The organism is Cellulophaga baltica (assembly GCF_018861125.1).
Taxonomy (GTDB): Bacteria; Bacteroidota; Bacteroidia; order Flavobacteriales; family Flavobacteriaceae; genus Cellulophaga; species Cellulophaga baltica_A.
The window spans coordinates 47,992-73,699 of sequence record NZ_JAHKQN010000013.1; the positions used below are offsets into that span (position 1 = coordinate 47,992).

Genomic DNA, 25,708 nt, shown 5'->3' on the forward strand with positions numbered 1-25,708 from the left:
ATGAATTCAAAAGAGAACAATCACGGAGAAATGAAAAAAGGAAATTATTCTAAATTTGTAGGTATGCTCGTAGCATCCTTTATAGCAATGTATATCACAATGTACTTAAACACGTATGCCATAGACCACGTGTATTTTAGTCTAACACGATTTTATATGAGCTGTTTAGGTATAGCTACAATGGCTATTATAATGTTTGTAGCGATGCGAAATATGTATCAAAATAAAAAAAAGAATATTGCTATCATAGCTGGAAGTATTGCCCTTTTTATAAGTGCTTTAGGTTTGGTTAGAACACAAGCACCTATCGTTGGTGATGTGTTATGGATGAAGGCTATGATACCACACCACTCTATTGCTATATTGACTAGTGAACGTGCTGATATCAAAGACCCAGAAGTTAAGAAGTTAGCGGATGATATTATCAAAGCTCAAAAAAAGGAAATAGAAGAAATGAAAGCGATGATAAATCGTCTTCAAAATGAAAAATAGAAATTATGAAAAAAAACATCTTATATCTCGGTATTGCAGTAATCATAGGATTGCTTGGTGGTTATTTATTATTCGGAAATAACTCGAAAAGTGTTTCTCAAATAGCAGATAATCACGACCATTCAGAAGCAGCTGCTACTCAAATGTGGACGTGTTCTATGCATCCACAAATTATGAAATCTGAATCTGGCGATTGCCCTATTTGTGGAATGGATTTAATTCCTGCGGAAACTGGTGCAGAAGGTCTATCTGCCAATGAAATTAAGATGACCGAAAATGCAATGGCTTTGGCTAATATTCAGACCAGTATTGTGGGGAGCGTTACAACTTCTGATGAAGACGGAATGATTTCACTCTCAGGAAAGATTGCTGAAAACGAAGAAAACAACGCCGTCCAAGCAAGTTATTTTGATGGTCGCTTGGAGCGATTGAATGTTAGCTATGAAGGGCAAAAAGTAAATAAGGGACAATTATTAGCCACTATTTATTCGCCAAATATTGTAGCTGCACAACAAGAGTTAATTACAGCTGCATCATTAAAAGAATCGCAACCAGCTTTATATAATGCGGTACGTAATAAATTGAAATTATGGAAGCTTTCTGAAAGTCAAATAAACAGTATAGAATCGTCTGGAAAAGTGCGTGAGAACTTTCCAATATACGCCACGGTTTCGGGAACAGTAGCTATGGTAATGGCTTCAGAAGGTGACTATTTAAAACAAGGTCAACCTATTTTAAAAGTGAGTAACCTTAATTCCGTTTGGGCAGAATTTGATGCGTATGAAAATCAAATTTCTCAGTTTAATAAAGGACAGAAAATCAAGGTTACTACGAACGCATACGCTAATAAAGAATTCGATGCAGTCATTTCATTTATAGACCCTGTTCTTAATACTAATACTAGAACTGTAACGGTTCGTACAACCTTGAATAACAAAGAAAATTTGTTCAAGCCAGGAATGTTTGTTACTGGTAAAATAAAAGGTACAATACAGACTATAGAAGAGTCATTGAGTATTCCTGCAACTGCTGTTTTGTGGACGGGAGAGCGTTCTTTAGTATATATAAAGACCAATCCAAATGAAGCTGTTTTTGAAATGCGAGAAGTAACTATTGGTGTTCGAAAGGGCGACAATTTCACTATTACATCAGGTCTAGAAAATGGAGATGAAATTGTTACAAACGGAACATTTACCGTTGACGCAGCAGCACAGTTGCAGGGTAAGAAATCTATGATGAATAAATCTGGTGGTAAAACAATGACGGGTCACGAAGGACATTTAGGAACGCAAAGTGGCGAAGAAAACAAAGCCAATACAACATCTTTGATGAAGATTAAATTGCCAATAGAGTTTCAAGAAAAGTTTCAACCTGTAATAAATGCATATCTTAAGATGAAGGATGCCTTCATAGCTAGCGATACCAAACAGATTTCTATTTTGGCAAAAGCTACATCGACAACATTGAAATCTGTAGATAGAACGAGTTTAGGGAAAATGGAACAATCACATATTAAGAAAAGTATCGAAATGCTAGATAATATTGCTAAAAATGATAATTTGAAAACGCAACGCAAACATTTAGTTGTGCTCAATGAAAATATGGTTCCTATTGCGATGAGTTTAAAAGATATTGAACCTATGCTCTACGTTCAAAAGTGTCCAATGGCAAATAACAACAAAGGCGCTGTTTGGTTAAGTACTGAGAAAGATATTCGTAATCCTTACTATGGTGAAGAAATGTTAACTTGTGGTAGTGTGATTGAAGAGATTAGGTAGAAGCATATACGAGTTAAAGTAAATTAGAGTAAATAGATAGGGTTGACTTTTAGTAGTCAGCCCTTTTTAGTTTTAACTTTAATCATAGATATATAAATTGTCTATACTATTCCACTCAGCACATTCCCCTGCATTTTGCGAAAAGCTACATTTCGTGAAAAGAGCTTCACTACAAATGTCTTGGACACAATCCCCAATTTCAGCTTTCCATTCCGTTAACCCTTCCCGATGCTCTGGGAAGGAACACTACATTCCCGAGCCAAAATTGTGAATTAAGTCCGCTTTTACAACGGAAAGTCATCACTTCGGTTTTCTTAGCAGAATTTACGGTAAGCCCTTCTTGAGTGCTTCCTCGAAAATTCTTAAAAACCGAACCGCTGCCTTACACATTTTAAGGGGTTTATAATGGATAAAGCCTTTGTTGTTTTTCGGGTCGTCGAAAAACAGGTACGACATAACCAATTCTAACTTAACCACAGCTACTTATCTCGCTTAACTGCCGGTACGCTCAAACGCAACTGCGTTTAAAAGAATTTCTAATGCCCTTATGGAACTTATCAAGACTGTACAAAGTTTTAGTGAAAAATAAGGTTTCTACTTCCTTGAAAATCCGAGGATTTTACTACGTCGCAAACACACCTGATTTTACCCTAAAAGTCTTGACAAAACCCACTCTATCCATTGTGCGGTGCACAGAAGAAAAGAACAAACACCCCTTAAAATTTAATCTGTTTTAAATCAATAGGGGAAATATAAATCACTTAAATATTTTATTATGAGTACTATTAAAAATCACGTACAGTTAATTGGAAACGTTGGACAAGAACCAACAATTACGAACCTTGAAAGTGGAAAGAAAGTAGCCCGTTTTTCACTAGCTACAAACGAATATTACAAAGACGATAAAGGCGAGAAACAAACGGATACTAATTGGCATACGATTGTTGCTTGGGGCAAGACTGCGGAAATCGTTGAGAAATTTGTTGAAAAAGGTAAAGAGATTGGAATTGCGGGCAAACTTAAAACTAGAACCTACACCACCGATGATGGCAACCAACGCTATGTAACGGAAGTTGTAGCCGATGAAATCTTATTACTTGGGTCTAAAAATGACAAGTAGCATTTAAAATTAAGAGGGCGTAACCTTCGAAAGTTGCGCCCTCTTTTTCATTATTCACACATTAAATACATAAACAATGAAAGCACAAGTTAATGAAATAAAAATCAGTTACAAAGGTGGATTGAAATCCTCTATGTGGCATAAAATTAGCAGTTCACAAGATGCAGCAGAACTACTTTATGAGGATTGGGATAAAGGCACAATAAGCATACAAGAAACCTTCAAGGTTGTATTATTGAACAACAGCAATAAGGTAAAAGGGGTGTATCAACTTTCGCAAGGTGGAATTACAGGTACGTTAATAGACTTACGGATTTTATTTGCTGTCATTTTAAAATCTTTATCAGTAGCCATAATTTTAACGCACAACCACCCAAGTGGAAAATTACAACCTAGTGATGCAGATAAAAGGTTAACGACCAAGATTAAAAAGGCGTCAAAATTATTCGATATTACTATTCTTGACCATTTGATATTTGCGCCCGATGGCGATTACTATAGTTTTTCTGACAATGGAATTTTGTAAAATAAAAGGCTATGGTATATCTCAATTTTACAGACTTGAGCGAAGAAGCTCAAAACCGACTTTTAGAGAATTCTAAAAAAGATGTGGAACGAAAATTTGGCGATGCTATTCGCAAATACGTAAAAGAAAATTATACCTGTTTTGAAACGATGATTGAGGAAGAAGCACTTCGGAATTTATATTCTTATAAATACGTATTCAACATCTAATTTTCTAAACTTAATAATCAAGCACCTCTAAGTTTTTGGAGGTGTTTTTCCGTTTAATTAATTCCAGTTCAATAAAAAAACGTATCTTTATTTCGCTGAAATTCAGCACACATAAATTAATATAGCTATCCATTTTTGACTTTCGCTGATAGCTGTATCCATCTATTTTTTACATATCGGAACTTGAACAGTTCCGAAAAAGGCAATCAGCTTTTTAGCTGGATTGTATGGATTTTTGTCCCGCGCGCGGGACGAAATGGAATAGCAAGAGGGTAACGGGCAGAGCCGCGTTACATATTTCATTTTCGTTTTAACTTATTGATTTTCAATGTTTTGAAAATAATCGAGTTTTGAAAATTTTATCAATTTGCGTCAAATGGCTTTGAAACGCCTGTAAATAGGGATGGATTTACGTCAAATCTTCAAAAAAGCGAAAGAAAATGGATTCATTCATCACTATTAGATTCAAACGGAAAACCGCCAAACGTTTTCAGGGATTTTCAAAAACACACTTCAAGACACATACTGAAGCGATGGAAAATATGCTTGATTTTTTCTTCTATAACGAGATATCACCAAAGGAAAAATTAGGTCCTACGGGAAGAACTATCGAAGCCAAATTACTTAAAAGAATTAATGCGGTCATCGCCATAATGAGGGATGTGGAAAAGACACAAACCAAACCTACGGTAGCGATGATACAGTCACTTTTTCAAACCGAAGAGCCGAACAAAAAACCGCTGATTTTGGAAAAGAAATATTCCGAAGAAAAAAAGGGAGTCCGCTTTCGCGAAAAGAAAACCCCAAGCAACCAACTCTAAATGTTTGAGCTATGTACATCAGCATAACACCTCAAAAAATGGGCGGTAACTATTCTAAAAGTTCGGCAGATTTTGTCGGGTATTTAGAGAAAGAAAACGAAGGACTGGAACAACGCGATATGGAACATTTTTTTAACCAATATGGCGATGAAATTTCTGCCGAAGAAGTCATCCAAGAAATAGATGGCAATACCGCAAAACTGGAAAAACACGAACCAAGGTTCTATTCAATTACCGTGAGTCCTTCAAAATATGAATTGCGAAAACTTCAAAACAGTAGTGAAGATTTGAAGAAATACACTCGTGAACTGATGAAGGATTATGTGGCTTCGTTCAACAGGGAAATCAAAGGACGACCGGTTGGTATCGATGACATAAAGTACTATGCAAAAATAGAACATCAACGCACGTTTAAAGGAACGGATTTTCAGGTTAGGGAAAACCAACCGTATGCCACTAAAATACTTCAGCTAAAAACTGAAATCCGAAATGTGCAAGAAGGACGAGCTGAAGGTAATATCATTAAACTAAAACGAGAAATGGCCAAGTTGGAACGACAAGCACCACATCAACTAAATGGGAAACGAATTGTCCAGGGAATGGCAAAAGATGGAAACCAAAGTCATATTCATATCATAGTGAGCAGAAAGGATGCATCCAACAAATTCAGTTTATCACCAGGAAGCAAATACAAAGCTGCTGATGTACAATTGAATGGAAAAACCGTTAAGCGCGGCTTTGACCGTGATACGTTTTTCGCGAAAGCGGAAGCAACTTTCGACTCAAAGTTTGTTTACAAACGCAACTTTGCGGAAACCTACAAAGCAAGAAAAGATTTTGTAAAAAACCCCAACCTTTATTTTGCTGCCTTGTTGAAACTGCCTGCAAACGAAAAGGCGTTGGCTTTCAAAATGATTACAAAAACAGGCTTGCCAGTAATACCGAGCATTCCAGTAAGCCAAGCACAAATTGCACTTCGGGTTTTTAAACGGTTAAGAAGTGGCGCAGAAGTGGCCATAAAATCGAGTTCCATTGGAATCTAAGTAATATGCAGATAGATAATATCATAACGACACTTTCAATTATTGGTTTGACTAGTACTGTTTTCTATGCGATGTTTCGGGTAAGCAAGTATTCGTTTCTTCTGAATTTCATTTTGCTTTTGACCCTCGTAATCTTTGTTTTTGAAGGGAATGAATTAACATTGATTTTGTTGTATTTAGTTTGTCCGCTAGTATTAGTTAATACAGGACTATACGTTTTTCTGCATAAAACCGAGAACCCAAAAAATGGCGATAGCAAATACCAAGTTAATTTTGCAACCACTAAAGGAAACTTCAAATTAGATAACATCAAACGTGGCGCATCCGTCATCGGTTCTGCGGGAAGTGGAAAAACCGAAAGTGTGGTTTATGGATTTCTAAAACATTTTCGGAAAGAGCGTTTTTGCGGAATCATTCACGATTACAAAGATTTTGAACTGACAGAAATGGCATATCCACTTTTTAAGGATAGCGATATTCCGTTTAAGGTTATTTCTTTTGATAAAATCATTCATCGGGTAAATCCTATTGCCCCACGCTATTTAGAGAACGAAGAAAGTGTAAACGAGGTGTCACGGGTATTAATTGAAAACCTTTTAGAGCAAAGAGAAAGTGGTTCAACGGGAACAACAAAATTTTTCAACGATGCTGCAGAAGGTTTAATTGGTGGATTAATTTGGAAACTAAAAACTACCTATCCACAATTCTGTACGCTACCACATTTAATTGCTATTTATCAATTTTTGGATACCGATAGCCTTATCCAATTTCTGGAAACCAACACCACATCGAGAGCAATGGCTGATGCATTTATTAGTGGTAAAGATTCCGAAAGACAAACCGCTGGTGTGAAAAGTACGCTAGCCAATGCGCTTAAACTAATTAGTACACAGCGGATTTTTATGGCATTGTCTGCAGATGAAGTACCGCTAAACATAAATAGTTCTGAAAATCCTTGTGTAATTTCCGTTGTGAACAATCCAAAATTTGAAACTTCGTATTCACCTGTGATTGCCACTATTATTCACACAATCACCAAGCAAATGAGTGTACGAAATTCAGAACCATCCTTTCTTTTAATGGAAGAAGCGCCTACAATACGACTTTTGAATATGCACCGTATTCCGGCAACCCTCAGAAGTTATGATATTTCTACCATCTATGTGATGCAGGATAAGATTCAAAATGATATGATGTATGGCGATAAAGCAAGCAAAGCTATTTTGAGCAATCTGTCCTACCAGTTTTTCGGTAAAGTCAATGACCCAGATACCGCAAAATATTACGAACGCTTTTTTGAAATCATTAAAGACCCAACCAAGAGCATAAGTCGTGGACATAATCTTGATTTTGATACACGAATTACTACTGGAGAGAAAGAAATCCCAAAGATAAGAGCTGATGTTTTCTTTAGATTAAAGCAGGGAGAATTTATAACTTATGCTGATGGAAAAGATAAAAAAGTTCGGTTTAGGTTAGATAATATTCAAAGGGAACTTCCTAAAGAATCGAAGCAGTTTTCTCAGGCGGATTTAGCGGCTAATTTTGAGCGGGTATATGATGAGGCGAAGTCGATATTTAGTTGAGATTAAATATGTTGAGATTAAATTCACAAATCCTTTGGCATAGTCCTAAAATTATTGCATTATTAAATCTTAAATACTAATGTGATAAATGGAAATAGGGGCAAATTTTTTTAGAGCAGACTTACACATACATTCATACGGGGAATTCGGTTCTTATGATGTCAAAGATGCAACAATGACACCAGAAGCGATTGTTGATACCGCTATCGATAAGGGATTAAAGATTATTAGCATTACCGACCATAATGAAATATTCAATTCAAATACCGCAATAAACTATGCCGAGGGTAAGGATATTTTAGTAATTCCAGGTATTGAAGTAACTACTACTCAAGGACATTTGTTATTGTACTTCGACACCTTTCAGGGTTTGAGGTCTTTTAATGGTAAATTGACTATTAGCGATGATAAGAAAACGACATCTCAAGGTATAGTGGAATGCTTGGATTTTGCATATCAATTAGGTGGAGTTGGTGTTTTGGCACATATTGAACTTGACTCAGGATTTGAAAAGACCATTGGTCGGTATGGACCGCCAATTGAGGAAATATTCTGTCATCATAATCTTCTAGGACTTGAGATATCTAAGAAAGAGAATTTCAACCTCTATAGCGATGCGGATGATGATGCAAATAGAAAAAGACTTGTCGGTTTGAGACGTACAGATTTACTTTTAGATGAAGACCAAATTTTGCCTAAGTTAATGGGTTCGGATTCTCACACATTGAACAAATTAGGAACTAATGCCGAAGGAAATGAAAAATTAACTAGAATAAAAGTTGATGAATTGAACTTTCACGCTTTTAAGGTTGCATTATTGAGCCACGAATCAAGAATAAGACTTGAAGATTTAATTCCTGAACAAAGACCAGTTTTCAATAATATTTCTCTTGAAGGCGGGCTGTTAGATAAAATGGATATTGATTTAAGCCCAAATTTAACCTGTATTATTGGTAGTCGCGGCGCAGGTAAGTCAACCCTTTTAGAAACCTTGCGCGAAACATCAGGAAATAAATCTTCATCTAAAGTTGTTGACTCTGAAGTATGGCCACAAAAAATTGAATTGAAATATACGGACGAAGCTGGGCAAACTATTGAATTTTCAAGGGAGAAAAATAACGAAACACAAAATATTACAGACCCAATTAATGGAATTTCAAAGATTGATATTGAAAGTTACGGTCAAGGAGAAACAGCAGATACTATTCAGCATAGCGATGAAAATCCAACAGTATTAATCGATTTTCTGGATGAGTTTTTAGACTTGCAAACATTGGTTTCAGAAGACAAAGAGATTATTGCCGAATTACTGGAGAATCAAAGTGAATCAAGAAAACTGAGACTAGAGCTTCTTAGCCTCGTTGAGACAAAAAAAGCCTTAAAAAATGAGCAAAAAAAATTAGAAAATCTTAAGAAACAAAAGGCAGGCGACTTGGTAAAATATCAAAATGCGCTTATAAAGGAAAGGCAGATAAGGAAAGATTTAATAGATGACTTAAAACAGTTAATTCAAACGTACAGAGATATTTTGAACGATGAAGAAACGTTCGAAAATTTTGAGCAGCTATCCGATGATGAAATCGTCGTTGGAAAGGATTACTTCCAAAAGGTAAAGGATATTGTTAGTGATTTTTCAACTATCGTTAAATCTAAAGCAGGGGAACTTAATGAAGCTCTAGGGACTAAGGTTGAAGAATTAAGAACAGAACTTAAAAATTGGGCAGCAAAAGAAAAGACAATTCAAAGCCAAATGGATACTAAAAAGAAAGAGTTAGAAGCTCAGGGTATTCCATTTGATTTAGGGAAAATCAATCAGATTTCCAAAGATATTATTGATTTGACCAGTAGGGTTAAAAAGCTTGAGAGCAGTAAAAAATTATTAGCCCAGCTTCAAAAAGACCGCAAAGAACTAATGACCCGGAGAAAGGACATCAAACAGAGAATTTTTTATTTCAGAAATGATTTTGCGCAAACTATAAATGAGAATTTAAAGAATACGCTTGACGGCTTATTCATTAATGTCAAATACGACCAGGGCAATTATTCTGATGAATTTGAACAGCTTTTAAAGGTAACTATGGATTGGAGAACTTCTCAAGTGCCAAGAGCTAATTTAATTACTAAAAGATTGTCGCCAATTGAATTTGTAGATGTATGTATTCGAAAAGATGTTAATGCCTTGACGGCTTTGGAAGATGAGGAAGGAAAAAGATTTGTGGGGGAATATGAAGCACAAAATATAATAAATAGAATTCTAAAGGATTTTACCTACGAGGAATTCGAAGCCTTGCCATTTGAAGATAGACCATCAATTTCAGTAACAAGGTTGTACAAGGATGAAGATACTGGCAAGACTCTAAGAAACACAAAATCAATATCACAACTCTCTTTAGGTCAACAGCAGTCAGTATTGTTAGGTATTCTAATGCTTTCAAAAAGTACGACCCCATTGATTATTGACCAACCAGAAGATAACTTGGATAGCGAATTTATTTTTAAAACCATTGTAAAAAACTTAAGGAAAATCAAGGAATCTAGACAAGTAATTATTGTAACACATAATCCAAATATTGCTGTATTGGGCGATGCAGAATTAATAATTCCATTAAAAAGTACAAGCGTAAAATCACACGTTTTGGAAGCTGGTTCTATTGACCGGAAGGGCACTAGGGAAATTAGTTGCGAAATTCTCGAAGGTGGCAAATCTGCCTTTAAACAACGACAATTAATATATGGAATTAAGTAGGCATAGTGATGAATCAAACCCATTCTCACAACTTAATATTATTATCTTTACTGTCCGATTTTATTTGAATTAATGACCGAAACAAACCGCATAGAATATAAACGAGAATTGTCCGATGGGCTTGAAAAAGAGGTTATCGCATTCCTAAACTACCGTGAAGGTGGTATTCTATACATTGGCATTGATAAAGACGGAAAGACTTATGGTTTGGCAGATGCAGATGGCGACCAATTGAAGATTAAGGATAGACTCAAAAATAATATCCGCCCTTCAGCACTTGGTTTGTTCGATATTGTGAGTGAGGAAAAAGACAACAAGAATATTCTGAAAATTATTGTAGCCAGCGGTCCAGAAAAACCATATCATCTTAAAAAATATGGGATGAGTGAAAAGGGATGTTTCGTTCGTTTAGGTTCAGCAGCCGAACCGATGCCACAAAAAATGATTGATGAGCTGTTTGCTAAACGTACCCGAAATTCCATTAGTAAAATTAGAGCTAGTCGACAGGATTTGAGCTTTAGCCAGTTGAAAATTTACTACGAGGAATCGGGATATACCCTCGGCAAAGCATTTTCAAAGAATTTAGAATTACTGACTGAAGATGGCGCGTTCAATTATGCTGCATATCTTTTGGCAGATAAAAACAATACCTCTATTAAGGTTGCTAAGTATTCTGGCATAACCCGAACAGACTTAATAGAAAGCAACGAATACGGTCACGAATGTTTGGTAAAAGCTACTAAGCAAGTAATAGATAAAATTGCAGTTGAGAACAGAACTACAACAAAAATCACATCGAAAGAAAGGCAACAGGCTAATCTTTGGAATCCCATTGCATTACGAGAGGCTATTATTAATGCCTTTGTGCATAACGACTATACAAATGAGATTACCCCAAAGTTTGAAGTTTTTGCGGATAGAATTGAAATTACATCGGCTGGTGGTCTACCTGAAGGATTGAGCAAGCAAGAATTTTTTGAAGGCTTTTCAGTTCCACGTAACAAGGAACTGATGCGTATTTTCAAGGATTTAGAACTGGTGGAGCAATTAGGTTCTGGTATTCCTCGAATTTTAGGACATTATGGAAAAGAAAGTTTTAGTTTTTCTGATAATTTCCTAAGAATGACATTTGTAATTCAAGAAAACACTAATGAAACTTCTATTAAAGTTGATGATAAAGAAGATAATCAAAAAGGTGGTGTAATAGGTGGTGTAATAGGTGGTGCAATAGGTAGTGTAAAAGGTGGTGCAATTGATGCAGCTGAAGCTTTAACTAAAAGACAAAAAGAAGTACTTAAACTTATTGCTGCAAGTCCTTCTATAACATATAATGAAGTAGCAGAAGCTTTAGGTATTAATGAATCTGCTGTCGGTAAACATATTACAGCTATTAAGAATAAAGGCTTTTTAGTACGTCACGGCGATACAAGAGGTTATTGGGAAATTAAGTTGGAAAATAAAAGCCAAAAATAGAAGTGGCTAATAAAAAAAGACAGCATTTCATATCCCAATTCTTACTAAGAAGCTTTTCAATTGCAACCAATTTAAAGTCAATTAATTTATATCTAAAAGGTACTGATAAAGTTATTGAAAGCGCCCCTATTAAATCTCAGGCGCAGCAAAAATATTATTACGGACAGGATGCAATTTTTGAGGATTATTTAGCGCATAGTGAAAATACGGCTTCTAAAGTAATAAATCATATTAAACAAGACTATGCCCTTCCAAACTTAGAAACAAAGAACTATTCTTTCTTACTTCATTTTGTAATGATGTATGCTTTTAGAACAAAAGCGTCTGTCGCAAATACAGAAGAAAAGATAAATTCTGGTATTCGGAAAATTGCACAATATGATAAAAGTTTAAGCAAAATAGATTTTTCAAAATATAGAGTAGCGCATCCAGAACCAGCAGCTTTTAATTTAGCTCATAATATGGACAATTGGGTTATAACAGGCGATTTGAGTTTGGGTCTGTTAAAAAACGAGACGACTACAGAATTTATAATTTCAGATAATCCATTTATACAATTTAACCCTATCCAGTTATCACGAAAAAAATCCCCTAATAACGGTGGTTTATTAAGTACTGGATTGATAATTTTCTTTCCTATTTCACCGAAGCTATATTTAATTTACTACGATAAATGGGCGTATAAGATAAATTTTGATGATGAACGTTCGGTATCTCTAACCGATGATTATGATATTCATAACCTAAATCTTTTACAAGCCATATCATCAGAAGAGACAATTTATTTTTCATCAGAAAAGAATACCCAATACATTAAAAACTTAGCAGATGAAGCTTCCTGGCACAAGAAAGACAAACACGTTAATGATGAAGTAGAAGATAAAAAAAATCCAGACAAGAAATTGTTACTCTCATATTACTTAGAGCATTTGTACAATCCTGATTTTACATTTATTAAACTGACCGACGCCGCTCGAATGTCAAAAGATAGTATAGGTATGAATTCGTATCGCAACGATGAAATTGTTGAGTGGATGAAAATGGATAAAAGTAAATTGAAAAGGAATAATTAGGCTGTTTTCAAAATGACCCTTTTTCCCTCGGGCCTTTATTAGTCACTTTCCATTGACCATTTTTTTTGACGAGCTTAAAAATACCCGTCTTTCCATCATAGGACGTTTTGTATCTTACCCAAGCAATTTCACCATCAATGGCTTCATCTAAGATTTCTACCTCGATTTCTTTATCAGAATCTGACAACATATTTTGAACCGTAATCAAACTAGCATATCCTTCTGATGTGGTATGCTTCTTTAGAGCCGATTCATCTTTTGAGAAAAAACTTTTCGCAACAATTTCTGCGGTTTCTGTGTGGGACATATTCTTATTTTCTGTACAGGAAATAAATATAAGTACGAGTGAGCAAATGATTAATCTTTTCATAATATTATTAATTTGGGTTATTGATATATCTGTGTGATATCTTTAATTCAATATTTCGCTCGCCATCTTTCTCGTTCAATTCTAAAATTGCCCTGCGGTCATTGGATAATGAAAATTTGGGCAACACATAAATGAATTGTAACATTTTACCCTCTGCAATTTTTGACGGTAGATTGTGCTTGTAAATAGGTTCTTGATACAAACTCTGTAAAGATTTCTTTTTTCCTTTTTGACGAGTCTCGATTGAAAGGTTCAAGAAATTTAAATCGTAATCCAAGGTAGAATTATTCTCAATCTGGATAACGAAGTAGAGTTCTTCTTTATCAAAAACAATATTCTCAACACTCAAAACAATGCCTTCGTTTCGCTTCTTAATTCGACCGATGCGTTGGTTTCTGTCAAGAAGATAAGAACAGAATTTTTGATAATAGTATGTTCTGTTATCTATACTTTTTTCAGAAGTATTAACCTGAATCGAGTCGATTACTATTGGCTTTTCATTCCCGATACTATTTGATAGTGGGATGAAATAATTGAGCTTTGCTAGCTGCTTTTTATACCTGACAATATACGAAAAAATTGAACCACTTCTGTTGACTACCAGCAGATTACTTTCCTTCCCAGGCTTTGCCTGAAGAAGTCCAAAATATTGTTCTTTTTCACGATTGTAGGTAAAGACAAAATTATCTGAACCGGTTATACCTTGTCTTATGGGTTCTGGAAAAAACAGGGCTACGTTTTTGGTGTCGTTTGCATAAATGGTATCGAGGACTGTGTTTGTTTGCGCTTTTGCAAAAGCCGAAATAGACACAATCAATATTAGGATTATTGTTCTCATAATTTTGGTTTTAGGATTAATCTGTAATTGTTCAGCACGGTTACTTTCACCCTTCGGTTAGAACGCCGAAATACTTGTGTAAGTCCGCCTACTTGTGGAACACTAGGAATATTGATGTCACCAATAATATCATCCAAAACTTCGGTGGTGGCTTCTGCCCGGAAATTGTTTTGCACATAGATGCCTTCACTACCATCTTGCAAATCAAATGCTTTGAGCTTTGTAGGATGATGATTGATATTTTCGATTTCAATGAGCGCACGATTGGGCTGAAAACTAATAAACCCAAAAACTGGCGTATTCTTTGGCATCAGCTTACCATTGATAGTTGCCGATTTAGTAAGGCGCATTCTTAATCTAGTATTTGCCGTTACGATTTGGTCGCCATCGACGATGACATAGATAGTCTCATCGGTACTGCCTATAATTGAAAATTCATTCGGTTTAGGCGAAGCGGCAAAGAACAATTGATGTTCCAGACCTAATTCTTTCGCTTCAATTTTTTGTTCTCTTTTGATTTCAGCTGAATCAATTGATACTGCTTCCTTCTTAGCAATTTTCCTTTGCCCAAAGTTTTGATATTGCTTTTCAGAATATTGAATCTTACCAGCGTCGTAAATACTATCTACAATACGTTCTTTTTCACGTTCCGGCAGGTCTGGGTCATAAAAGCCCAAGGAATCAATTAGTTTTTCATCGTAGATACTAGGTGCATTATTTTCACGAACTTCCTTTAGGTCATTAATAGCATCTAATTTTGAATCGTACTCTTTTTGGTTTTCCTCTAAATCGGGAATTAAGGTCTGTTCAAGATTTTCATTCTCACTTTTATCATCGCCCATAACCATTACAGAATAGGAAATCAGGAATATGAAAATCACAGCCAGTACAGCTGCAAAGACAATTTTATTTTTTTCTACTTTCATAATCGTGGTTTTTAAATGCCGATTATCGGCTCAACTTTCATCGTTTAATTTTTTTAAGGTGTTCTCGAAATAGTTTGTAATTAACAATCCGTGTGGATTGTTTGGAAAATTTCTATCAACAGGAATTAAGTTTCCACTAGAAACAAGTTCGTAAGTGTCTATTATTGAACCTCTATTTATTTCAAAAACAGTAACCGTTTTAAAGACATATGTTCCGTTTTGTTCTTCGATTTGTGAATCAATACTCAGTACTTTCTGAACTAGCGAGTATTGCAGCAAACGGTTATAGACACCATCAGCTTTTTTCTGACGGTATAAATTGTCAACAGAACTATTACCTAGCCACAGCGCCTTTTCAAGATTCCGTTCATAATTACTGGCGTCAATGTTATAGAAATACTTGTAGAACAGGTCTAAATGAGCAAGAGCTTCAACCCTAAAATTTTCTTTTTGGGTAACGAGCTTCAGCGGAATAATGCTGCCATCTGTATTGATGGCAAAAGCACTATTGAGAGCATTTTTATTGGTGGTAAATGCCATCCAAAGTGAAAAGGTGCTGGATAACATTGCAAAAATGACAACTGCTAACACGATAAACCTGTTCAATTTTAAGACTGCATAGATATTTTTATAAGGTGTTTTCATTTTCATTGGAATTAGCTAGTAAACAATCTGAGGGTAAAAGATGTAGCGCGTTTATATAATTTGAATTTCAGAAAAACAATGAAACCAACTGAACCAAGTTGAACGACTGGCGCAAAAAAGCCCTGGCCAACATCTGTTCCAAAAAGGTTTGTCCAAAAATTAGTATTGATTTCAGTATAGAGGGCATTCACAAACACATTGACCAAAAAGAAGGCTGGTACTAACATATAGACTGCAGCGTACAATTTGAAAAATGTATAAGCAAGCGAACGGAATTTCTCAAAAACTGCCAAGCTTATAACCAAGGGAAAGAAAGCTTGCATTATACCTAATAGAAAATAACGTTCTGCAAGGAATAGTGGGTAGATAAACAAATCCAGAATCCAAAGGAAAAGACTAATTATAAATGCAAATATTTTGAATCCATAAAGTGGTGTTACCAAAGCTTCGTATAAGAGCGTCATTGCTGCTTGCGCTACCTCTATAATACTTACATCTTCCTCAATAGGAATGTCCTGCATCTGCAAAGGCAATAAAGCTGGTGCTGTACCACGATATTGCGCTTCAATGGAAACCAAGATGCTATCAAAAAAACCTAAAACCTGTGTTGAAAATATGACCAAAAGAACAACCGCAAAGTTCTTAGTTAATTCACTTGGGCTCAATCCCCAAGTATAACCATCCTTATCCGCAATACCTTCATTATATTTTTTTAGGATATTGACCAAAAAGAACAATACAGCAAGCGTTTTCATTCCTGCAATGGTATATTGCGAAAAGCTGCTATTCTGTATGGTTTGAAATACCGCATCAATGTATTCCAGTCCAATCCCTAAAAGTATGGCTGCGGTCATTATTAGTATTGTGTTTCTCGGTTATTAATTTTGTCCTGCATTTTTCTGAAGGATATAATATCCTTGTAGCGTTTCGTTTTTGTTTGAATGTTTGAAACCATTTGCTTTGATTCCAGCTCTTTTTCCTTTAAAACTTCAGCACGTTCAGCATCCGACATTTTTAGATTGTCGCTAGATAAGATTTCGCCCATAAAGTCAACGGTGTCCAGAGAGTTTTGGACTATTGCATCAAACGATTTCGCAACCCGTGTAACTTCCTCGGGTTTGATGTAAGGCGAGTTTAAAATATCCTGTAAGTCGTTTTGCATTACATTGATAAGGCGTTGATTGTTGGCTGCTATTTCTTCAACTGCCCTAAGTTGTTGAACAACACTAGATACTTTCTCTATGCTCTCTTTAGCATCTTTTAAAAACTGTACAGACTTAATCATTTGAGCCGTCTGCTTTCCAGATTCTAAAAGCTGTTTTACCAAACTGATAAAGTTGGTATTGTCATAAGTGGGCATTCCCTGAGCTTTCATATTAAAGCTTAACAGTAATACCATTGCGAGTACTAAGATTTTTGTTTTCATAATATTATTTTTTAGATGTGAATTGAGTTATTGCTTTTTCCATATCGTGATGCTCATCGTAGAGCTTCATTATTTCTTCATTTTCCTGTCCATCGGTCAAATAAGCCGCATATACTTCCTTCGGAACTTCGAGCCTAAAAATGTTACTTTCCTTTCCTATCTTGATGAACATTTCGGTGTACTTCCGAGGTCCAGATAGATTGTTTTTAATGGATTTTAATTGGTTTAAATCGTGGCTAGATAGATTGAGTCTTTTAACCAATTCATCATAGCCTTTTTCATTATTCAAGCTGTAAACAACTTGTGTGTTTTCTAGGATGCTGGCGGAAGTAGAATTGTTAGGAAGCTGATTAATAGATTGTAGAATAATCCCAATAGCGCCATTCTGTTTACGAATGGCTTGGTAGTAGAACTCGACGCTTTCCAGTACGTTGTCAAACTTGAGTTGTTTAGCAAACTCATCAAATAGGATAATGCCTTTTTCAGCTCTGTTTTTCCAAATGGTTCTTTGGATGGCTGACTTAATCAGCTTCAACATTACGGACAGGATTTCCTTATTGTCCTTAACTTCATCCAGTTCAAAAACAATCAATCGTTTGTCTTCAATTTTATAGGTCTGGTCTTCACTCACTTCAAACAGAAAGCTATATAGACCATCGCCGACATATTCAGACATTACGTGCAAGAAGCTTGTGACGTTGAAGTAGTCGGGATGGATTTTTAGAGTGTTTAGAAGGTCTTCTTGGTTTATTTCTATAAAGCTGTAAAAACCATCCAATGAGTGATTTTCCGGTGTACTATCGTAATAATGTTTCAGTATTTTCTTGACAGAAACAGACTGTGCCTTGGTCACTTTTAAATCTGAAGCGAACAGTTCAAACAGGAAAACGGACAAGTCTTCCAACCGTTCCGGTGTCAAATCTTTTACATCGCTGATGTAAAAAGGATTGATACCTAAGTTCTTTCCGCTTTCATATCTGAGTACGGTATATTTCTCAGGATATAGTTTTGCGAATTTGGTGTAAGAACCACCCAAGTCGATGATGACCAGACGGACACCACTTTCAAAATATTGGCGTAAAATATTATTGGCCAAAAACGATTTCCCTTCGCCCGTTGGTGCGAAAATGGCGAAGTTTCGTGCTTTTATACGTTTCTTGCGTTCGTCCCAAACATCTTTTAGAACAGGTACATTATATTCTCTATCATTGAAGATGATTCCGGTAGCATCTGAGTTGTAATTAGTATTGTTGATAAACAGGCATAAAGCGTGCTTTAAATCTGTCACATATAAATCGTTATTTGAAAAGTTGGATGAAAAACAGCAGTAACTATTAAGGATGTAGTTCTTCCGTTCTTCGCCTCTTGGATAGTATGGGATAACGTCCAGTTCTTTAAACTCAGTTTTAATTTTTGAACCGATTCGGCTTAAATTTTTAGGGTTCTTATCCCAATACACAATGTTTAGATGACCACGGATTATTCGTGCATTATCATCGGCATTAATCTGGTCGAGAATGTGTTGAATTTTGCCTAGTACGACTTTGTTCTGAGAGCCGAAATTGGAACTTTTGTTCAGTTCTTCAACTTTCTTATCAAGCAGCTTGCGCCACTTCTGTTTGTCATCCAAATACAAGATTTGATTGACTATGTGATTCTCATTAAGCGTAAGCCCTAAGCCATCAATAAACCCTTGATGAAACACAAAATCGTCAGATGTGAATTTCTCATTGGTCTTGCTACTCTGTACACTTTCGCCAAAGCACAGTTCGCTATTGATAGCTAGGGCATCAAAATGGTTTTCGCCAATATTGACGCTTTTTTTATCTAGTATGATATCGGTATCAAACCCATCATTGAAGCCATTGAAATAGCCATTTGTGAGTTGCTGTATCTCTTTCGCTTTAAGCGAAACGAAGGTCATCTTTCGGCTATTGTTTATAAAGGTGATAGAATCGCTTACTGAACCGATGAAGCTCTTAACGTTATCATCCAATTGTTGAACAATTCCTTTGGAAACTTTACGAAAAGGGTTGACATATTTTGAATTATTCAACGCTTTGTTCTTAGTGAGCGTAAAGAACAAAAAGCAACGATGTTCCATATAATCACGCCCTTTGAAGTGGTCGTGGGTCGCTTTTTCTAAAAAGGTTGTATCCGGAAGCTTTTCTGAAGTGTATATTTTCTTTAGGTAGATATCCTGTTTTTGAACCACCGTACCAATGGGCAATGATTTTAAAGCCTGAAACCAAGCACCGTGTATGTCCTCGAAGTCTTTTTCAGATAGTGAATAGATTTCTGGTAGCGTTCCTTCATAGCATAGGACGACATTGCCATTATTGGCAAATATGATATTGTCTTGAATATCCGTAATAGGGTTATATGCTGAAAGATTAATCTTGTTCATAATCGAAGCCAGAATTTCTTTTGTTACTTATTATTTTAGGGAAGGCTTTAGCTGTTTGAAAAAGTTGTGGATTATTAGCCATCCTTGTAAGAGCGATGTATAAGGCTGTATTAAAAACCATAACACCTATTATCATTAAGAAGCTGAATGAAAAAATGATGATTAATAACGAAGCAAGAATCGCAACCATCATTAATGCAAACAAGGAAATAGGCAACCCAAAAATGACTGCCCGTTTCCTAATATTTTTATAGACCTCGAAGCGTTTCATTTATACTACGATTCCTATTAAGTATGTGAAGATGCCGACTACTGCGCCAGCAATCAAAACAAATACAAGTACTCTAGTAATCCCTTTTTTAAGGTCTGCGTTTTCCCCAAAGAAATGTCCCGCATTAAACAAGAAACCAACTAGGAAGATGACACCTAATAAAATTGGAAAAATAGTTCTGATAGTGTCGCCAACATCATTAACTGAATCTTCAATACCACCAATTTGAGCAAAAAGCGAAGTGGATAAGAGTGAAAGAAATGATGCTAAATAGAGTGATTTTTTCATAATAAAATTGTTTAGATTTTTATGTTGTTTTCGTTAGTAGAAATTTACATATATTTGTATATAAATAACTGAAAATCAATAATTTGTGAATAAAATATTATTTGATATTAATTGAATTTAATTCCTATTATTTGGCATCAAATGCTATGAATTTTTGAAGGAAAGTTGTTGATAACCTGAAAATTGAAAATAAAAAAAGTGCTCAAAAACGTCAGTTTTGTGATTTTGGTTCTGAAAATGTGCATCATTTTGGGTCAGGAAGCGAGTACTCAAAAACGAATTGTAATCGACGTCGGACACGGTGGAAAAGATGCTGGTGCAATAGGTATAAATAGAATGAAGGAAAAGGATATAGTAATGAATATTGCAAATGAGATTTTGAGCTTAAATGGAAAATTGGAAAAACCATTGGACATTTATTTGACCAGGTATAAAGACACCTTAATTTCATTGGCAGATAGAACTAAACTAGCCAAAGCTTTAAAAGCTGATTTATTTGTGTCGTTGCATTGTAATCATTCGGATAATCCAAATGCAAGAGGAATTGAAGTTTATGCTTCAAAGAAACAAGCGAAGTATTCTAAAGAATCTGTTTTTGTCGGCTATCAAATTGAAAAAATGCTTTGCACAGTGATAGGATATGAAAGTAGAGGTGTGAAGTTTGCCAACTTTCAAGTGCTTCGAGAAACAGTTGGTTTTTGTCCTTCCGTGCTTTTGGAATTGGGGTTTTTGAGTAATGAGGATGAGGGTAATTATATTTCAGGTTATGTAAATATTAAGCAAATCGCATCAACCATTTTAAAATCGATAGAATTATGAAAGAGTTAGGAATTGAAGTGGTAAAATGTTTAAAAGATTTAATTATAAAGGTAATCCGTACACTAAATAAAAAAAGGAATTAAGTTAAAGGATTTGAACCAAGTATCACATTGGTTCTTTGTAAACCTACAAAGGTGTTCTTGCCTTGTTCGATGAATTTATTTAAAAGGGAATCTTCGATGTCATCAAGCTCTGCTAGCAGTAAATAGGCTATAGTGTAATCAAACAAGAAACTGATATAGAGTAATTCGAATTCAGAGTAGATATTTTTATTATCAAGATTGCTGTGAATATGATAGTCTCTAGCTCTTACAACTTTATTTGGGAATGTTTTCCAAATGTCATCTGCAAAATCGCCAATTTTTATGAAGATTTCTTCATTCTCTTTTATACGCTTGTATAATTGATTTTTTCCCTCTTTTGAATAATTTTTACAATAAGCTTCATAGGCTGAAATACTATTGATGAAACGTTTATTATGACTTGGGTGCTTACCTATAAAGTTTTCCATCAATTTATCTAAACAAAACTTAAAAGTGTCATCTGTGTATGCAGCTGTTAATATCGATTTGAGGCTGCTTTTTACTTTTTCGTAATCTGTATGGATAAAGGTTGAAGTAGATTTTGTTAGTTGCGTATCTTTATAATAGAAATCTTTGTCTTCACCGCAGCCTAGACATTTAAAACTAAATTTTCTAAATTTCTCTGAACGACCAAAAGTTAATTGTAATACTTTTTGAAATTGATTGTAATACGCAATTGCCCCCAGAATATCTATAGGCTCTTCTAATTCAAATTTTATCGCACCTCGGTTAGAAATGTCCAAACCTGTTTGTCTTTTGGTGCTGATATGTTGGTAATGGCTTATTGTGATTTTTAAATTAATATTTTCAACTAAGTACTCATCTTTAAAAATCTTTTTGTGAAGTTTATCTTCGGTATGGTCGTACCAAAGCGTATGACTCACCCATTTAGAAATAACGTCATTTACAATATAGAATTCCTTTATTTTAAGCGTTTGGGTATCGATTAAGTGTTGATGACTAACAAATGAATATTTTGCTTTATAAATTCTAGTTTCAGTTATGCCACTAGATGAATGTTGTATACGGCAATCAATAAACGTTATATATCCAAGACCGGTAAATAGACCTAAAATTTGAGGTTCTTTATAACTTCTTTGTTTTGAGTGTAGGTTAGTTTCTAACCAAATGTCATCATCATTAAATGACATTACACAGAATTGCTTTTCATCTTCTTTTTCTACAAACCAGACTTCGCCGTAATATTTTTCATTTTTATCAAAGCCATCAATCATAGAAGAAAAATATTAGATATTTTAGAACATTAGATAAGAATATCGATTTGATTCAGTACAGGCGTATACAAATCAATATTGTTATCTGCAGAATCTATTGATAAAATCAAACTATATCTTACCGAGTTATTATAACGAAGTAACTTTTTTCTAGTGCGCCACCAACCATTTACAGGAAAAATGGCGACGGTATTTCTTGTAGCAAGGTCAGCTGCCGTGCCTTTCCAAATATCTTTATGTGTTGAGCCTTTGTCTCTTACTTTATTACCAATAATCCAACTTTCACCAGAATAAGAACCGCCTTGGTCTTCCATCCGTGCTTCTCTGTTTACTCTTTCACGAAAGTGTTCAATAGATTCACCAGAATCTTTCATTTTGAACCTAAGACCGTGAGATTGATAATAGTATGATTTACTATATTGCTTGTTTCCAGGATTTGGTTCTACGAAATAACATAAAGTGGCTGTTAGTGTTACTTCGCTATCAAAAAGAGCGGTTAAAACCTCTGTAGGCCAAGGTAAACTATGCAGATGCATTTCGTTAGTTTTAACGGTGCTGCCATCAAGTACAAAAGGACTCAAAGATTCCTGCGCTATAATTGTAAGAGAGTTATTTGCACTTCGAACCGCTTTTTCAAAATTGGGCATACCATAACCAAAAGTCCGTAATAAATCCCTTTGCTCAGGATTATTCAGTTCTTCAATATTTCGATTTGCGAGCATTTCAGAATTCCAGTCTGCTGAATGCACTAAAAGACCTTTTATAGTTTCTGGCCATAATGTAGGATATTGCGAAGTCAACATTGCAGCATATCTCGATGCCAAGGCAGTAGCACCGCTTGTGTCACCAAAACTATGTAGTGGCTCTGTTCTAAAATTTTTACCGACAGAGAGCAGTCGAAGTGAATCTGGGTCAATAATACCTTCATTATGAATACCATAATTACCACCTTCCATTACTATTTCGGGTTTCAATGCCCAGTTATTGTCCCACGAAAGAGAGGTGCTATTACTCGGGGACATACCACCAGTTTGAACTAATGGGGTCGCGCCTCTAAATTGGGCTTGGTCTATTACGGTTTTATGAGTAATTGAACCAATGGTTAACGCATTGAATGCTTGAGCTGGGTCGTGTATAGATTCTTCAATATTTTTTTGAGGATACTCAGAAACGTAATTTATATCGGTATTCCCGCTACAAATACAAAACAATGATTTGTCATTTGTAATTCCCTCTTCACCAAAGGCAATCTTGTCAACTGAACTTGACCACGATGAAGGTTTCCCTTTGTCACGGCCATCTGTTGCAGTCACTGCCATTGTAAGAATGCGTTTGTTTGTTGGATTTAGAATGGTTGCCCTTGCAATAGCTTCTTCTGTCACCGCACCATATAGCTCAGGTTGGTTCGGATTATTTGGATGAATTAATTTGATGGATTCAAGACGATGGAATATTTCAATGTTTGAAGTATCTTGCAATATATCAGTAAGGTCGCCATACAATGAGGTTCCTGCCATTGGTGTTCCGTGCCCGTGTCTATCAGTATCAGCGTTTCCCCATTCAGAGTTTACAGAATCCATATTCCTTTCTGGAAGAAAATCTTCTAAAAGTGGATGACCACGATTCACACCTGTATCTAAAATACAGATAATTACTGAATCATCAGTAGTTCTATTAATTGTGCGGTTCTTTAGGTCTTCTACCCAATCATTTGCATCATCATTATCTAGTCCTGTGAAAAAGTTGGCTGCTTCTTTGGGCTTTCTTAGTTCAGCCAGTTTGTCCGAATATAAAATTGTAGTAGAAAGTTCGCGAGCGGTACATCGAACCATACGAACTATGTGTTCTGGAAATAATAACCTTCGTTCTGCAACAACAATTATGTTGTCGACCAACATATTGATGACAGCTTCATCTTCACGAACATCGTTTTGAAAATCTTCTCGTCTCAACCAAACTTCCCACCACACCTCTTCATCCTCTTCAGGAAAGTCGATTTCACTTTCCTGCCAAAAGCTGGATAATGTAGCTCTTTGAATGTCAGCTATATTGTTAAGTAATGGTGTGTTACTTGGGTTTCCATTTTGCGTATCTTTTTCTGGGTTTAGATAAGCCTCTATTTTATCTAGAAATTTTGAAATTCCTCTAATGTTAAGAAAAACGCAAGCTCTATATTGTTCGCATTCTTGGTCATTTACTATTACCTTTTCTAGCTTTGAGGAAACAAAACGATAGTCCAAACCTCTTCCATCTTCAAAACTATCAAATGCTAAAAGACAATCTTTTTCAGAAATAAACTCTAAATAAACAAAATCAGTATCGGAACCTTCTCTGAATGAATTTATAGCAATACCTAGCTTATCTCGTAAGACATTGCCGTGGGTGTTTCTATTTCTACTAATAGGATGTACTCGACTTCGACCTGTGCCTGGACTTGTATAAGACTCGGTAGATGCATACCCAGAAAGAATTATGTGGTCTAAATTTCTTGGCATTTATCTATTAAAACTGGGTCTTTTTACTTTTAATGAATTTAAGAAGTATTGTTGATGAAACTTTATCTGTATTATGTACAATCATTTCTTTTATGGCATCTTTACAAGCATTTGAAACATCTGCAAAGCTTAAGCCTACCGCTTCTTTTGAAAGCGAACTTATAGTTTTACCTTTGGCTAGAGAGTATCCCTTTAGTTGAACTTTTAAAAGTTTGGCTATTTCTTTATCACTTGGAAGAGGATATTGTATTATATCATCAAAACGTCTGAATAGAGCTTTATCTAATGATTCAGGAATGTTAGTGGCTGCAATAAGTAAACTATTTGATTTATCTTTTTCGATGTTCATCAAAAAACTATTCAAGACTCTTTTTATTTCCCCGACATCGTTTCCATAACTTCTATTCGAACCAATGGAATCAAATTCATCGAACAAGTAAACCGCTCTATGCTGATACATAGAATCAAAAATCAGTTTAAGTTTTGCAATAGACTCGCCCATATATCTACTAATCAGACCATCTAAACGAATTATAAATAAAGGAATTTCTAAATCACCAGCAATCGCTTTGGCTGTCATTGTTTTTCCGCAGCCAGGTGGTCCAACAAGCATTAATTTTCTTCTTGGTTCTAAATTATGCTGTAAGAGTTGGTCGAATTTTTGTTGTTCAGAAAGAATACGAGTGATTGCTTCTGAAACTTGTTCGGTCAAAACCATATCCTTGGTTTTGATATGCGGACGATAAACTTCTAATAAATCTTTTAATTCTCTTTGGGCTTCGTTTACGGGAAGAATTCTTGTCTTGGTTACTGAACTTACATTTCGCTTGGACTTTATTTTCTCAATAAGGCCCTTCAGTTCCTCAGCCAACTTGGTATGACCTTTTTTAGCTTCAGCTGCGGCAATTTGCATTGCTGTGGTGTAAAAACGGCTATCGTCTTCGTCACCATAACTTTGTAATAATGCCTTTATCTTTTCTGCTGCTACCATAAAACAAAAGTACTGAATTCCAAATTATTTATAACTAAATTTTTAAA

General features: G+C 35.3%; 24 protein-coding genes. 12 read left to right on the forward strand and 12 right to left on the reverse strand.

What is annotated here, in order from left to right; all coding sequences use genetic code 11:
• The 11 genes from KO500_RS02970 (at position 1) to KO500_RS03020 (ending at position 12,867) form a co-directional block, all read left to right on the forward strand.
• Positions 1–492 carry a DUF305 domain-containing protein gene (locus KO500_RS02970; RefSeq protein WP_215955015.1) on the forward strand — a complete coding sequence of 164 codons (492 nt, stop codon included), beginning with the start codon at positions 1–3 and terminating at the stop codon, positions 490–492.
• A gap of 5 nt (positions 493–497) precedes the next feature.
• Complete coding sequence (locus KO500_RS02975) at positions 498–2,270, forward strand: efflux RND transporter periplasmic adaptor subunit (RefSeq protein WP_215955016.1); 1,773 nt, start codon at positions 498–500, stop codon at positions 2,268–2,270.
• A 775-nt stretch (positions 2,271–3,045) separates the two neighbouring features.
• Complete coding sequence (locus KO500_RS02980) at positions 3,046–3,390, forward strand: single-stranded DNA-binding protein (protein ID WP_215955017.1); 345 nt, start codon at positions 3,046–3,048, stop codon at positions 3,388–3,390.
• Between the two features lie 76 nt (positions 3,391–3,466).
• Positions 3,467–3,916: a JAB domain-containing protein gene (locus KO500_RS02985; RefSeq protein WP_215955018.1), complete on the forward strand. Its 450-nt coding sequence runs from the start codon at positions 3,467–3,469 to the stop codon at positions 3,914–3,916.
• A gap of 11 nt (positions 3,917–3,927) precedes the next feature.
• Positions 3,928–4,125 (forward strand): hypothetical protein, encoded by a 198-nt coding sequence (locus KO500_RS02990; RefSeq protein ID WP_215932700.1) that lies wholly within the window; start codon positions 3,928–3,930, stop codon positions 4,123–4,125.
• Positions 4,126–4,565: 440 nt separating this feature from the next.
• Positions 4,566–4,946: a BfmA/BtgA family mobilization protein gene (locus tag KO500_RS02995; RefSeq protein WP_215955019.1), complete on the forward strand. Its 381-nt coding sequence runs from the start codon at positions 4,566–4,568 to the stop codon at positions 4,944–4,946.
• A gap of 11 nt (positions 4,947–4,957) precedes the next feature.
• Positions 4,958–5,989, forward strand: a complete 1,032-nt coding sequence (mobB, locus tag KO500_RS03000) for a MobB family relaxase (protein ID WP_215955020.1) — start codon at positions 4,958–4,960, stop codon at positions 5,987–5,989.
• 5 nt (positions 5,990–5,994) lie between these two features.
• Positions 5,995–7,575, forward strand: coding sequence for a type IV secretory system conjugative DNA transfer family protein (locus tag KO500_RS03005; RefSeq protein WP_215955021.1), 1,581 nt, complete (start codon positions 5,995–5,997; stop codon positions 7,573–7,575).
• Between the two features lie 88 nt (positions 7,576–7,663).
• Positions 7,664–10,321: a TrlF family AAA-like ATPase gene (locus tag KO500_RS03010; RefSeq protein ID WP_215955022.1), complete on the forward strand. Its 2,658-nt coding sequence runs from the start codon at positions 7,664–7,666 to the stop codon at positions 10,319–10,321.
• Positions 10,322–10,393: 72 nt separating this feature from the next.
• Positions 10,394–11,794: an RNA-binding domain-containing protein gene (locus KO500_RS03015; RefSeq protein WP_215955023.1), complete on the forward strand. Its 1,401-nt coding sequence runs from the start codon at positions 10,394–10,396 to the stop codon at positions 11,792–11,794.
• 2 nt (positions 11,795–11,796) lie between these two features.
• Entirely contained in the window at positions 11,797–12,867 is a 1,071-nt protein-coding gene (locus KO500_RS03020; RefSeq protein WP_215955024.1) for a DUF4238 domain-containing protein, read from the forward strand.
• Between the two features lie 7 nt (positions 12,868–12,874).
• Here KO500_RS03020 and KO500_RS03025 read toward each other — a convergent pair whose 3' ends face one another.
• From KO500_RS03025 to KO500_RS03065, 9 genes are all read right to left on the reverse strand, one after another.
• Positions 12,875–13,174 (reverse strand): nuclear transport factor 2 family protein, encoded by a 300-nt coding sequence (locus tag KO500_RS03025; RefSeq protein WP_252732413.1) that lies wholly within the window; start codon positions 13,172–13,174, stop codon positions 12,875–12,877.
• Between the two features lie 70 nt (positions 13,175–13,244).
• Entirely contained in the window at positions 13,245–14,075 is an 831-nt protein-coding gene (locus KO500_RS03030) for a DUF4138 domain-containing protein (protein WP_215955026.1), read from the reverse strand.
• Positions 14,072–15,001, reverse strand: coding sequence for a conjugative transposon protein TraM (gene traM, locus KO500_RS03035; RefSeq protein ID WP_215955027.1), 930 nt, complete (start codon positions 14,999–15,001; stop codon positions 14,072–14,074). Before traM ends, KO500_RS03030 begins: the two co-directional genes overlap by 4 nt.
• 30 nt (positions 15,002–15,031) lie before the next feature.
• Positions 15,032–15,646, reverse strand: coding sequence for a conjugal transfer protein TraK (locus KO500_RS03040; protein ID WP_215955028.1), 615 nt, complete (start codon positions 15,644–15,646; stop codon positions 15,032–15,034).
• An 11-nt stretch (positions 15,647–15,657) separates the two neighbouring features.
• Entirely contained in the window at positions 15,658–16,500 is an 843-nt protein-coding gene (locus KO500_RS03045; RefSeq protein WP_215955029.1) for a hypothetical protein, read from the reverse strand.
• Between the two features lie 2 nt (positions 16,501–16,502).
• Positions 16,503–17,072: a conjugal transfer protein gene (locus tag KO500_RS03050; protein ID WP_215955030.1), complete on the reverse strand. Its 570-nt coding sequence runs from the start codon at positions 17,070–17,072 to the stop codon at positions 16,503–16,505.
• A gap of 4 nt (positions 17,073–17,076) precedes the next feature.
• Entirely contained in the window at positions 17,077–19,479 is a 2,403-nt protein-coding gene (locus KO500_RS03055) for a TraG family conjugative transposon ATPase (RefSeq protein WP_215955031.1), read from the reverse strand.
• Complete coding sequence (locus KO500_RS03060; RefSeq protein ID WP_215955032.1) at positions 19,466–19,750, reverse strand: hypothetical protein; 285 nt, start codon at positions 19,748–19,750, stop codon at positions 19,466–19,468. The genes KO500_RS03055 and KO500_RS03060 overlap by 14 nt, the downstream gene beginning before the upstream one ends.
• Positions 19,751–20,038: a hypothetical protein gene (locus KO500_RS03065; RefSeq protein WP_026813281.1), complete on the reverse strand. Its 288-nt coding sequence runs from the start codon at positions 20,036–20,038 to the stop codon at positions 19,751–19,753.
• Positions 20,039–20,227: 189 nt separating this feature from the next.
• Here KO500_RS03065 and KO500_RS03070 point away from each other — a divergent pair, with 189 nt between their 5' ends.
• Positions 20,228–20,857 (forward strand): N-acetylmuramoyl-L-alanine amidase family protein, encoded by a 630-nt coding sequence (locus tag KO500_RS03070; RefSeq protein WP_215955611.1) that lies wholly within the window; start codon positions 20,228–20,230, stop codon positions 20,855–20,857.
• Positions 20,858–20,936: 79 nt separating this feature from the next.
• Here KO500_RS03070 and KO500_RS03075 read toward each other — a convergent pair whose 3' ends face one another.
• The 3 genes from KO500_RS03075 to KO500_RS03085 are packed head-to-tail and all read right to left on the reverse strand — an operon-like array spanning position 20,937 to position 25,661.
• On the reverse strand, positions 20,937–22,175 hold the full coding sequence (locus tag KO500_RS03075) for a HEPN domain-containing protein (RefSeq protein ID WP_215955033.1): 1,239 nt from the start codon (positions 22,173–22,175) through the stop codon (positions 20,937–20,939).
• A 29-nt stretch (positions 22,176–22,204) separates the two neighbouring features.
• The gene (locus KO500_RS03080; protein WP_215955034.1) at positions 22,205–24,670 is read right to left on the reverse strand and encodes a S8 family peptidase; all 2,466 of its coding nucleotides are present in this window, start codon (positions 24,668–24,670) and stop codon (positions 22,205–22,207) included.
• Positions 24,671–24,677: 7 nt separating this feature from the next.
• The gene (locus KO500_RS03085; protein WP_215955035.1) at positions 24,678–25,661 is read right to left on the reverse strand and encodes an AAA family ATPase; all 984 of its coding nucleotides are present in this window, start codon (positions 25,659–25,661) and stop codon (positions 24,678–24,680) included.
• Positions 25,662–25,708 lie beyond the last annotated feature (47 nt).

Bases quoted from the DNA above. Each gene is read 5' to 3' on its own strand.
- mobB (WP_215955020.1), top strand. From the start codon at position 4,958: ATGTACATCAGCATAACACCTCAAAAAATGGGCGGTAACTATTCTAAA.
- KO500_RS03055 (WP_215955031.1), bottom strand. From the start codon at position 19,479: ATGAACAAGATTAATCTTTCAGCATATAACCCTATTACGGATATTCAA.
- KO500_RS03080 (WP_215955034.1), bottom strand. From the start codon at position 24,670: ATGCCAAGAAATTTAGACCACATAATTCTTTCTGGGTATGCATCTACC.
- KO500_RS03050 (WP_215955030.1), bottom strand. From the start codon at position 17,072: ATGAAAACAAAAATCTTAGTACTCGCAATGGTATTACTGTTAAGCTTT.
- KO500_RS03075 (WP_215955033.1), bottom strand. From the start codon at position 22,175: ATGATTGATGGCTTTGATAAAAATGAAAAATATTACGGCGAAGTCTGG.
- KO500_RS03045 (WP_215955029.1), bottom strand. From the start codon at position 16,500: ATGACCGCAGCCATACTTTTAGGGATTGGACTGGAATACATTGATGCG.
- KO500_RS03025 (WP_252732413.1), bottom strand. From the start codon at position 13,174: ATGTCCCACACAGAAACCGCAGAAATTGTTGCGAAAAGTTTTTTCTCA.
- KO500_RS02980 (WP_215955017.1), top strand. From the start codon at position 3,046: ATGAGTACTATTAAAAATCACGTACAGTTAATTGGAAACGTTGGACAA.
- traM (WP_215955027.1), bottom strand. From the start codon at position 15,001: ATGAAAGTAGAAAAAAATAAAATTGTCTTTGCAGCTGTACTGGCTGTG.
- KO500_RS02995 (WP_215955019.1), top strand. From the start codon at position 4,566: ATGGATTCATTCATCACTATTAGATTCAAACGGAAAACCGCCAAACGT.
- KO500_RS03005 (WP_215955021.1), top strand. From the start codon at position 5,995: ATGCAGATAGATAATATCATAACGACACTTTCAATTATTGGTTTGACT.
- KO500_RS03065 (WP_026813281.1), bottom strand. From the start codon at position 20,038: ATGAAAAAATCACTCTATTTAGCATCATTTCTTTCACTCTTATCCACT.
- KO500_RS03085 (WP_215955035.1), bottom strand. From the start codon at position 25,661: ATGGTAGCAGCAGAAAAGATAAAGGCATTATTACAAAGTTATGGTGAC.
- KO500_RS02970 (WP_215955015.1), top strand. From the start codon at position 1: ATGAATTCAAAAGAGAACAATCACGGAGAAATGAAAAAAGGAAATTAT.
- KO500_RS02975 (WP_215955016.1), top strand. From the start codon at position 498: ATGAAAAAAAACATCTTATATCTCGGTATTGCAGTAATCATAGGATTG.
- KO500_RS03015 (WP_215955023.1), top strand. From the start codon at position 10,394: ATGACCGAAACAAACCGCATAGAATATAAACGAGAATTGTCCGATGGG.
- KO500_RS02990 (WP_215932700.1), top strand. From the start codon at position 3,928: ATGGTATATCTCAATTTTACAGACTTGAGCGAAGAAGCTCAAAACCGA.
- KO500_RS03030 (WP_215955026.1), bottom strand. From the start codon at position 14,075: ATGAGAACAATAATCCTAATATTGATTGTGTCTATTTCGGCTTTTGCA.
- KO500_RS03060 (WP_215955032.1), bottom strand. From the start codon at position 19,750: ATGAAACGCTTCGAGGTCTATAAAAATATTAGGAAACGGGCAGTCATT.
- KO500_RS03040 (WP_215955028.1), bottom strand. From the start codon at position 15,646: ATGAAAACACCTTATAAAAATATCTATGCAGTCTTAAAATTGAACAGG.
- KO500_RS03010 (WP_215955022.1), top strand. From the start codon at position 7,664: ATGGAAATAGGGGCAAATTTTTTTAGAGCAGACTTACACATACATTCA.
- KO500_RS02985 (WP_215955018.1), top strand. From the start codon at position 3,467: ATGAAAGCACAAGTTAATGAAATAAAAATCAGTTACAAAGGTGGATTG.